The organism is Acetobacterium sp., from assembly GCF_039830195.1.
In the GTDB taxonomy this organism is placed as follows: Bacteria; Bacillota; Clostridia; order Eubacteriales; family Eubacteriaceae; genus Acetobacterium.
Genome location: NZ_JBDODG010000027.1, coordinates 1 through 12,069, shown reverse-complemented (window position 1 = coordinate 12,069; position 12,069 = coordinate 1). Strand labels below are relative to the sequence as shown.

Below are 12,069 nucleotides of genomic sequence, written 5' to 3'. Positions count from 1 at the left end.
ATTAGCATAGATAAGTCAAATAAAATGTGTTAACTGTACATTTTATTTGACTTAACAGTGCTTCAGTTTAATAATTTGAAATAGAACATTATTATCTGATCAGCATATTATATGCGAAAAAAAACCTGCTACATAACGTAACAGGTTCTATCTAACATCAATGTTGATGCGTAGTTCATGGTGGCGGAGAAGGTGGGATTTGAACCCACGCACCGCGTTAACGGCCTATACCCTTAGCAGGGGCACCTCTTATAGCCACTTGAGTACTTCTCCAAAGGTAATAATGCATGATTGTTTATTCAATTCTCTGGCATTTGATGGCCGAGAGGGTGGGATTCGAACCCACGTGGGCTTGCACCCTAACGGTTTTCAAGACCGCCCCGTTATGACCACTTCGGTACCTCTCGTAATTCAAAATGCAAGATTAATATTACCAGTGAAAACTCATATTGTCAAGTGGTTTATTAAATTATTTTGCAATTATTTTAAAATTTTTATTTTTTATAATTTCACAATCCAGTTCAGTGGATCTTCCAGGTTACCGGTCTGGACACCATACAGGGTATCATATATTTTTTGGGAGTATTCGCCTATTTTACCGTCGTTAAATGTCATTTCCGCATCTTTCCACCCCAGCGCACCAATCGGCGAAATAACGGCGGCTGTGCCGGTTGCAAAGGCTTCTTTGATTTTCCCCTGTTGATAGGCCTCATAAAGCTCGTCGATGGTGATCCGGCGCTCTTCCACTGTTTCGCCCCAGTGTTTCAATAAATCGATGACACTTTTGCGGGTGATGCCGTTTAAGATGGTGCCTTCCAGGGAGGGTGTCACAAACACATCGTCGATTAAGAAGAACACATTACTGGTTCCTACTTCTTCGATATACTGTCGTTTTTCGCCGTCCAACCATAAAATCTGTTCAAAGCCCATGTCATGAACTTTCTGCTGGGCTGCCAGACCACCGGCGTAATTACCGCCGCACTTGGCTTCACCGGTACCACCACGGACGGTCCGGGCATATTCCGATTCCACGTAAATCCGGCTGGGGACCATCCCGCCTTTATAGTAAGATCCCACCGGAGACATGATAATCATAAATTTGTATCGTTTGGAAACCCGCACCCCGATAAACGGATCGGTGGCAAAAACAAAGGGCCGGATATAAAGCGATGTCCCCGGAGACTTGGGAATCCAGGCTTCATCCATCTTAACCAGGGCTTTCAGGGCTTCCAGTAAAAAGTCCTCATCAATTTGCGGAATGCACATCCGGGCGTTGGAGCGGTTCATCCGTTTGAAATTTTCATCAGGTCTGAACAGCTGGACCTCGCCTGACGGCGTTTTATAGGCTTTTAAGCCTTCAAAGACTTCCTGGGCATAATGGAGAACCATTGCCGATGGCATGATCTCTATCGGGCCATAAGGCTTAATTACGGCATCATGCCAACCAACCCCTTCGGTATAGTCCATCTCAAACATGTAGTCGGTGAATTCCACACCGAAGATCAGCGAATCTTCTTCTGGTTTATCCTTGGGGTTTACCGTTTTAACAATTTTAATTTCCATGTCTTCCTCCGAGTTCCATAGCCAAACAAGTGCTATTTCGTGTATGAAGGTAGTATAACAAGCTTTGTATACAAAGTACAAGTGTATTTTTTAGGAATAATGTACTTTATCAATACATCCAGCGCGGCTCTTTTTTATGTAAACGTCGTCTTTGTTTTGGGCTTGCGGTTTAACTATTTTCCCAGCTTTATCGGAAATTTTTTGAATAACTGCGGTCCCATCCCTGGTTGTCATTAATAAATCCACCAACTAAAATGGACGATGGTTTTACCCATCGTCCTAGCTTTTCTAATCCACAAAATATATTTCAATGTTTTGTCTACCCCAGATCTCGCACTCTTCCTCGCTGTCCATATAAATGTCAATAATGCCATATCCGACAGCACCACCCCGGTCTTCCACTATATAGGTTCCACCAAGTGCCGGAATATATACCTTTGTTCCAAACGGAATTCCACCCCAGGTAGCAATCGTCCGGCCTGACTGTGGCACAGTTCCTGATGCAGTGTTATTGCCGGTAGCTGTATAGGCGGTGGCACTGACCACCATGCTGCCTTTAAAACCACTATCCGGATTGATCGATGCACTGCCATCGCCAGTATCACTTTTTTCGACATTGACATTTCCGGTTACCGAAGAAACCTCTACTGCTTTCGGCATGACAATGGTTGTCGACGGACCGACTTCAATAATTTCTTCAACCGCCGGCATGATCACTTCACTGGTGATAACTTCACGGCTGACCTCAATGCCATTTTCATAGCGGATCTTTTCTTTCATGTTGGCTTTGCCGTTCTGTCCGACCTGAACAACAATTCTTGTTCCGGCTGGCAGTTCGGTGTTTTCCACAATCGTCGCCTTCATTGGCACATCTTTAATCCCGGTTGATTCCACATAGGAAATCCGGGTTACTTTGATATTGCCGGTCTTCTCGGTTAAAGGGGTATTCAGCCCCGGTTCAACCTTATCGTCCTCATCGGGTTTAACCCCATTTTCATCCAGGACATCGCCAACGGTTGCGCCGCCTGATAAGTAAGCAATGGTTTTTCCATCAACCAGAATCTTTCCGGAAATTTTCTTTTCAATTGTTACATCAATGACATCTTTAAACAAAGTCGTCAGCGGTGTACTGTATTTATATTTGTCACTAACCGGAAGATCATTGGCAAGCAAAACTTCCTCCAGGGATTCGAGCAGTTTTCCATTGGCAGTGTATACCTTGCCTTCGAAGTTAACCTCAACTTCTTTTTCAACGGTAAAAGCACTGGAAACACCCACTACAAGCAGCAGAATCAAAGCAATGATTCCGATCTTGACGCCGGGATATTTCTTGAGAAAACCAGCTGTTTCTCTCTCTCTATTCATAAATAATACCTTTCATTTTGTCTAAATTGCATAAATAAAAGTTACACATTTGTTACAGCAAGTTTACCATCCCACCCATTTTATGTCAAGTTTTTTGTGGCTTTTGCGGGTGCAAATGGTGACTCCATCCCAATTACAAACCATGTTTTCGCCCATTCTAATGCCATAATGGGGGTTGGGGTAAATTCTTGTCCTGGCTTTTTTTTATCGTTTCTGTCCGGATAAGCTAGTTTTTAGGAAACTGTTCTATACTACATCTTGTGCTCTTAAATGAATGAATTTTAAACGAACGGAGACCTTATGCTCGATACAAAAATAAATCAGCAGCTGATTGCAATATTGCAGACCGATCTGCTCAAATGGTTTAAAAAAGACCAGCGAAAGCTGCCATTTCGCCAAACCAAAGACCCCTATTTTATCTGGATCTCAGAAATCATGGCGCAGCAAACCCAGATTGATACATTAATACCCTATTATAACCGATTTATAGATAAGTTCCCGACCGTTTTTTCGCTGGCCCTGGCCTCGGCCGATGAGGTTATTAAAGCCTGGGAGGGATTGGGCTATTATTCCCGGGCCCGCAACCTCCATCAGGCCGCCCGCATCATTGTCGCGGACTACGACGGCCTGATGCCGGATAACTTTGCCGAGCTGATCAAGCTCCCGGGGATTGGCCCCTATACCGGCGGTGCCATTGCCAGCATTGCCTTTAATCAGCCAGTCAGTGCGGTCGATGGCAATGTCCTTCGGGTGATCAGCCGGTACTGCAACAGCTTTGATGATATCGGCGAGGCCAAAACAAAAAAACGGATGACCCACTGGATTGAGAGCATTCTGCCGGAAGCGGCCGGGGACTTTAATGAAGCTTTGATGGAACTGGGGGCCCTGATCTGCACCCCTCAAAACCCCAAATGCCTGCTCTGCCCGATCCGCAGTGGTTGCCAGAGTCATGCGGCCGGCACCACCGAACAGCTCCCGATCAAGGCGAAAAAGCAGAAGCAGACCACCCAAAAAATGGAGGTCGGCATTGTCAAACAGAACGGCTGCCTGTATTTTGTGCGGCGGCCTGATGCCGGCCTGTTATCTGGGATGTGGTCCTTTCCGATTGCCGAAGCCGCAACCGGCAACGGTCAGGATATCAAAAAAAAGCTCGGAGAAAATTTCCCCGAGCTTAATGAACCGGTTTTTATTGGGACCAGCCGCCACGTTTTCTCCCATATCATCTGGGAGATGTCAATCTATGGTTTTGATCTCGACAGCATGGTCAGCGAAACCACCGCCCACTCCTATCTGGTCACCAACCAGCAGGAATCGCGATCTGATCGTGACACGGCTTTTAAAGCCCTGTCTCAGGTCGATGAGTTGGCCCTGCCGGTGGCCTTTTCCAAATTACTGGATCAATTGACTGGTTTTAATGTTACTAATTCTATTATTTTATCCACTTCTTAATTATAACCAATTATTTATTATATTCAATTTCTAATCCTTACTGGTGCCGGATCACCTGGAAGCGCTGCAGTATCACATCGCTGTCGCTTTCGGGGATACCGGCTTTTCTTTTGGCGATGGCAATCTGTTCTTCCGGGGTATTGACCCCCTCCAGATCGGGCAGCAGCAGGCCGCGGTGGAGATCTTTCTCGACAATGACCCCGTACTTTTTCGCATCCAGTTCGGCCATACTCTTGACCGGTTCCGGGATGCCCAGCACATCGACCTTGATTTCCAGATCCATCAGTTCCTGCTCTTCCACCGGCATAAAGCGGGGATCATAGGTAGACGCCTCAATGGCATTGCGGATGATCTCCTGGGCGATGTTTTCGGTCACCGGGCCAGTGGTACCGATGCAGCCGCGCAGTTCGCCATGCTGATGGAGGGAGACAAAAACCCCGGCCTGATTGTTTTCCAATTCACCCAGCACATCGGCTTCGATGTCAACCTGATTTTTGTAATGATCAAAATTCAGTTTCCGGCCCCGCTGCACCCAGGTATTGATGGTGGCCCGGGCCAGAGCGACAAAGGGACTTTCGTTGGAACGCCTTTCTTTATAGGAAAGCATTTTATCGGCTTCGTAGCGATCCAGCAGGCTGGGAATTTTCTGATCGGTCAAATCAATAAAGGCTGACATGTAGCCGACCCCAAAAGGGCCTTCATAAGAAAAGACCGTGGCTTCGGTATCCAGACCATCGGTGGCGCCCAATCCCATAATAATCGGTTTTAAACCGCATTGACCGGCCGGTTCGTAGACCTGGTGGGGAACGGTTAAAATGGAGTAGTAATTCTTTGCTTTGATGCCATTGACAATATTCTCATCAAACAGCGGTCCCATCGGATTAAAAGCATAGGGCCCTTCATCCTTGAGGCAATGGGAAAGATCGGCCGAAGCCAGAATCATTGCTTCTTTGCCCCGGGCTTCAATGGCTTCCCGGATCACCTTCCCCATTTTATAAAGCTCGATCAGGCTCAGCTCGCCGATGGTAATATGGACGATTTTGTAGCTGCGATAATATTTTTCGATAAAGTAAAGCGGTACCAGCACCCCATGATCAAGGTCCAGGCTGATCTTATATTCTTTGGCAATTTTATGATTCAAGAAAATGGTGTGACAGTTATTTTTGGCAAAGCCCATATTCAGCTCATCCAACAGCCCCATATCGCAATCTTTTTCCATCGCGATTTCAGGATGTCCAAAATTGCGCAGATCACCCTTCATCTGGTTTTCATAAACCACTGCCACCCCGTCCCGAAAGACGTTGCCGTGGGGCGTGATGCAGACAATCACTTCCGGCTTGATTTCTGCCACCTTCAGGGCCAGATCCCGCAACCCCCGAATCGTTTTTTCCGCTTCATTTTCCCGGCCTTCCCCAATCTCCGGGATCAACACCGGTGGATGGCAGGCAATGCCCAATCCTTTTAAATACATAGTTTCACTTCCTTATTTATGTTTTCTTATTTTTTATTTGAGATTATAAAACGCATCTTTCCCGGCGTAGTCGCCCAGCAGTCCCAGTTGTTCTTCAATCCGCATCAGCTGATTGTATTTGGCCACCCGGTCGGTGCGCGAAGGCGCCCCGGTTTTAATCTGCCCGGCATTGACCGCCACCACCAGATCGGCAATGGTGACATCCTCGGTTTCACCGGAACGATGGGAAACGACGACGGTATAGCCGGCCCGTTTGGCCATTTCAATGGTGTCCAGGGTTTCCGTCAGGGTGCCAATCTGATTGACCTTGACCAGAATTGAATTGGCCACCCCGTTATCAATGCCCCGTTTCAGCCGCTGGGTATTGGTGACAAAGATATCATCCCCGACCAGCTGGACCTTTTTCCCCAGCCGCTCGGTCATGATTTTCCAGCCTTCCCAATCCTCTTCATCGAGACCATCCTCAATGGAAATAATCGGGTATTTATCAATCAGCATTTCATAAAAGTCGATCATTTCAGCGGCAGTTTTTTCTACCCCTTCGCCGGCCAGAAAATATTTCCTCGTTTCTTCATTATACATTTCCGAAGCCGCCACGTCCATGGCCAGCTGGACATCTTCGCCGGGAAGATAGCCGGCCCCTTCAATGGCTGTCACAATCAGCTGCAGCGCTTCCTCATTGGATTTCAGATTCGGAGCAAAGCCGCCTTCATCACCCACCGAGGTGGCCATTCCTTTTTCGCCCAGTACTTTTTTGAGCTGGTGGAAGATTTCCGAGCCCATCCGCACGGCTTCCCGGAAATCCCGGGCGCCCACTGGCATGATCAGAAATTCCTGAATATCGACGTTGTTATCGGCATGTTCGCCACCGTTTAAAATATTCATCATCGGCGTTGGCAGCAGTTTGGCATTGACGCCGCCCAGATATTTATAAAAGGGCAGTCCCAATGATCTGGCCGCCGCATGGGCTGCCGCCATCGAAATCCCCAAAATCGCATTAGCCCCGAGCTTGCTTTTGTTTTCGGTGCCATCCAGTGAAATCAGCACCCCATCAATGGCAATCTGATCGGCAGCATCCATCCCGACCAGAAACTCCTGGGCATAGGCGACGCTGTCCACAGCTTTTAACACCCCTTTGCCCTGATAACGGCTGCAATCCTGATCCCGCAGTTCCACCGCTTCAAAAGCCCCGGTGGAGGCTCCGGAAGGAACAATACTACGGCCCAGGGTGCCATCTTCTAAAACAACATCCACCTCAATGGTCGGGTTCCCGCGGGAATCCAGTATTTCTCGGGCAAAAATATCTTCAATATAAGTATTCATTTTTTCCTCCATTTTTTATTTTTTTTCGGCACCTGCAAAACTGATCGACAACGCAGCTCACAGTACCCCCTGTTCTTGTTTATACACCTAATTTACGCAAATAAACTTTTGCCGGGAAAAATTTACATACAAAAGCCCTGAAAAAGAGAGTCTCTTCCAGGGCCTGGGTTTTTTATTGTTCAGGGGCAACTACCGGTTCTCCTTCTTCATCAATCAGTACCGTGAGTCCGCCGCCATATTCATCAAAATGGTATAAGTAATTGATTCCCGTTTCTGTATCTTCAATAATCCTACACCCGGAAGTATCGCCGGTAGATTCGTTAAGCACGATTTTAAATCGGTTTTTCTTTTGCTTTTTCATTTTCATTTTTATCCTTTTCTCCTCTTAAATCAAGGTGGGCGATTTCATTATAACCAATCCCAGATAAAAAATCAATTTTTCCCGGTAATTTTTTAAAATGCTTTTTCTACAAATTCCTGATGGTCAGATAGTTCTGTAGATGTACTCCTTAACTGAAGCGGCGATCGATGATCCGGACGCTTTTTTTCTCGGACCGGGGCAGTGATCCCAGCGGACCGGCCATAGGAATAACGCTTAAGCCGACCCGGGATTTAAACTCGCGTTTGACCGCGGCCTCAATATCCTGTTTGTCCACCCCGTTGAGAATTTCAAAAGCCAGGAAAACACAGTCTTTGCCGTCCTGATGATCCACCGTAGCCAAATATTCGCTGCTGACCCCGGCCACGGTTTTTAACAGCTCATCGATCTGGCCGGGATAAATATTGACACCCTTGACCTTCACCATGTCATCGGTGCGGCCGATGATCCGGTCATGGCGGGGATGCACCGAGCCGCAGGCACAGGGCCCGGGAATAAAGCGGGTGATATCATGGGTCCGGTAACGCAGCAGCGGCGCCCCCTCCTTCCGGAAGGTGGTGATCACCAGTTCGCCATATTCGCCCATCGGTACGGGCTTCAGGGTTTCCTGATCGAGAATTTCAAAATACAGATAGTCGGACCAGTAGTGGAGCCCGTCATGTTCGCTGCAGTCGATGGAAATGCCGGGACCATAGATTTCGGTCAGGCCATAAATATCAAACAGCTCAATCCTCAGTTCTTCGGCAATCCGGCTGCGCATCTTGTCGCCCCAGCGTTCCGAACCGATGACGCCGCGTTTTAAATGGATCTGCTCACCCAGGTTCTGGTTGGCCACCTCTTCGGCCAGCAGCAGGGCGTAGGAGGAGGTTGATGCCAGCACTGTGGCTTTTAAATCGACCATCATCTGCAATTGTTTCTGGGTGTTCCCCGGCCCCATCGGAATGGCCATGGCGCCCATTTTTTCGGCCCCGGCCTGAAAACCGATGCCGGCGGTCCAGAGCCCATAGCCCGGGGTAATCTGGATCCGATCTTCCTCAGTCATCCCGGCATAGCGATAACAACGGGCGAACATTTCCGCCCAGTCAGCCACGTCCCCAGCCGTATAGGGAATGATCACCGGCTGACCGGTGGTTCCCGATGAGGAATGAATCCGCACCACCTCACTGTCCGGCACTGCCTGCAAACCGAGGGGGTAGGCATTGCGCAGATCGCTCTTATCGGTAAAGGGCAACTGCTCAAAATCCGCCATGGTCTTAATATCCGCCGCAACAATCCCGGCGGCTTTAAAACGTTGCTGATAAAAAGGACTCTTTTCCTCCAGTCGCTTAACCAGCGCTTGTAAATCTTTTAATGTTTCCATCGTTCTTTTCCTCTTTCCTGATATAAAAAAAGACCCATCCTCTTATTGTTTACAACAATAAAAGGATGAGTCAAAATAACCCACGGTACCACCTTTATTCACAGGCTAAATTAAACCTGTGCACTTTATCTGCAAATGCCATCACATCTGCCATCCCTTAACGTCGATGAAACGTTGTGAAATACTCAGGCCTCGCCCTTTCCTCACACCCTCAGGTGCCCATTATGCCAGTCCGCTTCCTGTCAGGCTCTCACCGCCCCCGACTCGCTTTAAATGCGCTGCTGACTTTACTCCACCATCACCGGTTTGTTTTTTCTGAGTATAGCCTTAATTTTTATTTTTGTCAAGACCCATCATTTGATCACGCCATTTTCCACACAGACGGCCAGGTTCATTTTCTTTTCCCCGGCCGTCTCAAAATAGATACAGGCAATATCACCATTGCGGGTCTGGATGGTGCCCGCCCCAAAGCGCTGATGAATTACCACCCGGCCTTGCTGATAAGCCTGCAGATCGACGGTGGCACCGCTGACCGCCCCGGCATGGTAATCCTGCCATTTACCCTGCTGACGGCCAAAACTCTCGCGGTGACGGAGCCCTGGTTTTTCCGTTGGTGCTTTTTTCCGGGGCAGGCCATCAATTAAATAAGAAATAAACGGCGATGGTTTGATGTCTTTGTCCCGGTGTTTGACGCACAGAAAAATCAGCTCCTGTTTGGCCCGGGTGGCGCCCACATAAAAGAGCCGGACTTCTTCGGCATAGGCCTTGGCATCTTCCGGAGCATTGGCGACATTGGGGATCTGCCCTTCGGTAGCGTCAATGATAAAGACCTTTTCAAATTCCAGCCCTTTGCTGGAATGGAGGGTCGACAGGGTGACCCGGGGGATCTTCGCGGTTCTGGTCTGGGGTTCCTGCAGCTTTTCGGCCAGCCTTTCCAGTTTCTCAAAAAAGTCCGGAAAATTGGCCACCCGGCCGCCGAGAATCTTCAGTACCGCCAGCTTCTGCTCAATGTTTTCTTCCGATTGCCCGGAACTGATCCGGAAATTCAGATAGGAGCGATAGCCCAGATCATCGAGAATCATCCCGATGCCTTTCTGAGGCGGCGCTGTTTTCAGCTTTTTGAACCCGGCTTTGAGATCTTTGAGCCGTTTAACCTGCCAGGCCCGTTCGCCGCTGATGCGGATCAGGGCATCAAAGGGATTTTCTCCGGACTTCAGCTGCTGAGCCAGCTGGTTGATGGTATCCCGGGATATCGCCGCATCCATCTTGTAGTAAACCTGGGTAAATAAATCGAGATCTCCGGGATTATCGGCAAACTGATAAAAAAGACGGATATCCTTGATCAAAAAATGGCTGAAAAACTGGGGACTGTGTTCCTTGATCTGGTAAGCGATCCCAGCCTCATCGAGAAGATCAACCAGCGGGATGGCGGACTCGTTGTTGCGATAGAGAACCGCGATTTCCTTGCCTTCCCGGCGGATCGCGGCGATGATCAGCTGATACTGGGCTTCGCTGGATTTCACCCATTCCCGGGCAATCGGCACGCCAGTAAAGCCACTGCCATCAGGCACCGCCATTTCTTTTTGATAGCGCTCATGGTTCAGTTTGATAAAGGCATTGGCCTTGTCGACAATCTCCCGGGTGCTGCGGTAATTGGTTTCCATTAACAGCACCTCGCCCTGGGGCCAGGTCTCCTTAAAGGCCAGCAGCGACTGCGGAAAGGCGCCACGAAAACCGTAGATACTCTGATCTTCATCCCCGACCATAAACAGGTTTCCGGTTTCCCCAGTTAACAGTTCAATGATCTTAAACTGAATCTTGGAGGTGTCCTGGGCTTCGTCTAAATGAATATAGGAGTACTGGTTCTGAAAAAAGGCCAGCATTTCGGGATATTTTTTCAACAGTCCCCAGGCGTATTTTAAGATATCATCAAAGTCCATCAGCTGTTCTTTGCGCTTATGACTTTCGTATGCTTCATAGATTTCCAGGAAATCCACCTCCAGTGGCGGCAGCAGTTTGATTTCCGCCGCGGTCAGCATCATATTTTTGCAGAAGCCGATCCGCTGGCAGATTTCGCTTAGTTCAATTTCGCCGGGATGTTCCAAAAACAACTGCCGGTACAACTCCCGGATCACCGGGGTGGTGTTGCCCAATACGGTATGGGCGCGGCGGCGGTAGCTCCGCTCATAGTGGCGGATCACCCCCAGGGCAAAACTGTGGATGGTGCTGAAATGGAGGGTTTCCGCCTCGGCCGCCCCAAACATTTTGCTGTATCGGGCTTTCAGATCCCGGGCCCCCATGCGACTGAAGGTCAGGGTCAGGATCGCCCCCGGATCGATTTGCGCGACCCTCAGCAGATAGGCAATCCGGCAGATGATCACCGTGGTTTTGCCGCTGCCCGGCACCGCCAGCAACAGACTCTGGCCCCGGGTCCGGACCACCGCTTGTTCCTGCTGCGGATTCAGTTTTATTTGATAGGATTGTTTAAAGGTTTCAAAATTTTTCATGGCTTCATTATAGCCGAAACTAGCTTTTTTATCCAGTTCCATCATCAAAGTGGTAAGAAGTCGCTGCTGGTTTGAATTTGCCAAGGGATGTCACTGTAACATTGACGATCTAAGAACCATCTTAGAAAACTTCTATTCACTTATTTTTGCAGGCCATTACATTTTCCTTTTGTCAAGTTTTTACCTTGATTAAAAAAGTTTATTAAGTTATAATAAAGCTATCTGCATGTCAGTTAAATTTTGAAATTGGGAAGGAGTATGAATATGAGTTTTGAAGATGGAATGAAGGGGTTTACCTTTGGCATGATTTCTTTAATCTGCATTGGGGTCAACATTATTTTAAGCTTTGTTGGCCTTAGCACAATCGCATCGATTGTCAGTCTAGCCGGTCTGGTTACCGCAATCATGGCTTTTGTATACGGCAAAAAAGAATTCGCTGCTGATCCGGATAATAAAAAAGCAAAAACCGGAAAAACTATCGGTCTGGTACTGATTATTATCAACATCGTCTTTACAGTTTTAGCTATTGTCGCTTTAGTTGCACTATTTGGCTTAGCCGCCTCAATGTAATTATATTAATTTTTACAACAAATGTATTACAATCGGGTAGGAGGCTGACCATTAATTGATCAGCCGACCTCCCACACCACCG

At 48.1% G+C, this 12,069-nt stretch carries 9 protein-coding genes and 2 tRNA genes; 2 read left to right on the top strand and 9 right to left on the bottom strand.

Annotated features, from left to right (window positions below; genetic code table 11):
* Positions 1-181 precede the first annotated feature (181 nt).
* The 4 genes from ABGU93_RS08200 to ABGU93_RS08185 form a co-directional block, all read right to left on the bottom strand.
* A tRNA-Ser gene (locus tag ABGU93_RS08200) sits at positions 182-273 on the bottom strand.
* 45 nt (positions 274-318) lie between these two features.
* Positions 319-407, bottom strand: a tRNA-Ser gene (locus ABGU93_RS08195).
* A 94-nt stretch (positions 408-501) separates the two neighbouring features.
* Positions 502-1,563 (bottom strand): branched-chain amino acid aminotransferase, encoded by a 1,062-nt coding sequence (locus ABGU93_RS08190; RefSeq protein WP_347412984.1) that lies wholly within the window; start codon positions 1,561-1,563, stop codon positions 502-504.
* Between the two features lie 288 nt (positions 1,564-1,851).
* Complete coding sequence (locus tag ABGU93_RS08185) at positions 1,852-2,928, bottom strand: G5 domain-containing protein (protein ID WP_347412983.1); 1,077 nt, start codon at positions 2,926-2,928, stop codon at positions 1,852-1,854.
* 300 nt (positions 2,929-3,228) lie between these two features.
* On the opposite strand from ABGU93_RS08185, the gene mutY reads away from it, so the two are divergent.
* Complete coding sequence (gene mutY / locus ABGU93_RS08180) at positions 3,229-4,377, top strand: A/G-specific adenine glycosylase (RefSeq protein ID WP_347412982.1); 1,149 nt, start codon at positions 3,229-3,231, stop codon at positions 4,375-4,377.
* A gap of 37 nt (positions 4,378-4,414) precedes the next feature.
* On the opposite strand, the gene amrA is transcribed toward mutY, so the two are convergent.
* From amrA to ABGU93_RS08155, 5 genes are all read right to left on the bottom strand, one after another.
* Positions 4,415-5,848 (bottom strand): AmmeMemoRadiSam system protein A, encoded by a 1,434-nt coding sequence (amrA, locus tag ABGU93_RS08175; protein WP_347412981.1) that lies wholly within the window; start codon positions 5,846-5,848, stop codon positions 4,415-4,417.
* Positions 5,849-5,881: 33 nt separating this feature from the next.
* On the bottom strand, positions 5,882-7,171 hold the full coding sequence (eno, locus tag ABGU93_RS08170) for a phosphopyruvate hydratase (RefSeq protein ID WP_347412980.1): 1,290 nt from the start codon (positions 7,169-7,171) through the stop codon (positions 5,882-5,884).
* Positions 7,172-7,343: 172 nt separating this feature from the next.
* On the bottom strand, positions 7,344-7,538 hold the full coding sequence (locus tag ABGU93_RS08165; RefSeq protein ID WP_347412979.1) for a DUF6440 family protein: 195 nt from the start codon (positions 7,536-7,538) through the stop codon (positions 7,344-7,346).
* Positions 7,539-7,680: 142 nt separating this feature from the next.
* Positions 7,681-8,910 (bottom strand): phenylacetate--CoA ligase, encoded by a 1,230-nt coding sequence (locus ABGU93_RS08160; RefSeq protein ID WP_347412978.1) that lies wholly within the window; start codon positions 8,908-8,910, stop codon positions 7,681-7,683.
* A 353-nt stretch (positions 8,911-9,263) separates the two neighbouring features.
* Positions 9,264-11,501, bottom strand: coding sequence for an ATP-dependent helicase (locus ABGU93_RS08155; protein WP_347412977.1), 2,238 nt, complete (start codon positions 11,499-11,501; stop codon positions 9,264-9,266).
* Between the two features lie 180 nt (positions 11,502-11,681).
* On the opposite strand from ABGU93_RS08155, the gene ABGU93_RS08150 reads away from it, so the two are divergent.
* Positions 11,682-11,987, top strand: coding sequence for a hypothetical protein (locus tag ABGU93_RS08150; protein ID WP_347412976.1), 306 nt, complete (start codon positions 11,682-11,684; stop codon positions 11,985-11,987).
* Positions 11,988-12,069 lie beyond the last annotated feature (82 nt).

Excerpts from the sequence above, each read along its gene's own strand:
- ABGU93_RS08185 (WP_347412983.1), bottom strand. The coding sequence starts at position 2,928 with ATGAATAGAGAGAGAGAAACAGCTGGTTTTCTCAAGAAATATCCCGGC.
- amrA (WP_347412981.1), bottom strand. The coding sequence starts at position 5,848 with ATGTATTTAAAAGGATTGGGCATTGCCTGCCATCCACCGGTGTTGATC.
- ABGU93_RS08160 (WP_347412978.1), bottom strand. The coding sequence starts at position 8,910 with ATGGAAACATTAAAAGATTTACAAGCGCTGGTTAAGCGACTGGAGGAA.
- ABGU93_RS08190 (WP_347412984.1), bottom strand. The coding sequence starts at position 1,563 with ATGGAAATTAAAATTGTTAAAACGGTAAACCCCAAGGATAAACCAGAA.
- ABGU93_RS08150 (WP_347412976.1), top strand. The coding sequence starts at position 11,682 with ATGAGTTTTGAAGATGGAATGAAGGGGTTTACCTTTGGCATGATTTCT.
- mutY (WP_347412982.1), top strand. The coding sequence starts at position 3,229 with ATGCTCGATACAAAAATAAATCAGCAGCTGATTGCAATATTGCAGACC.
- ABGU93_RS08165 (WP_347412979.1), bottom strand. The coding sequence starts at position 7,538 with ATGAAAATGAAAAAGCAAAAGAAAAACCGATTTAAAATCGTGCTTAAC.
- eno (WP_347412980.1), bottom strand. The coding sequence starts at position 7,171 with ATGAATACTTATATTGAAGATATTTTTGCCCGAGAAATACTGGATTCC.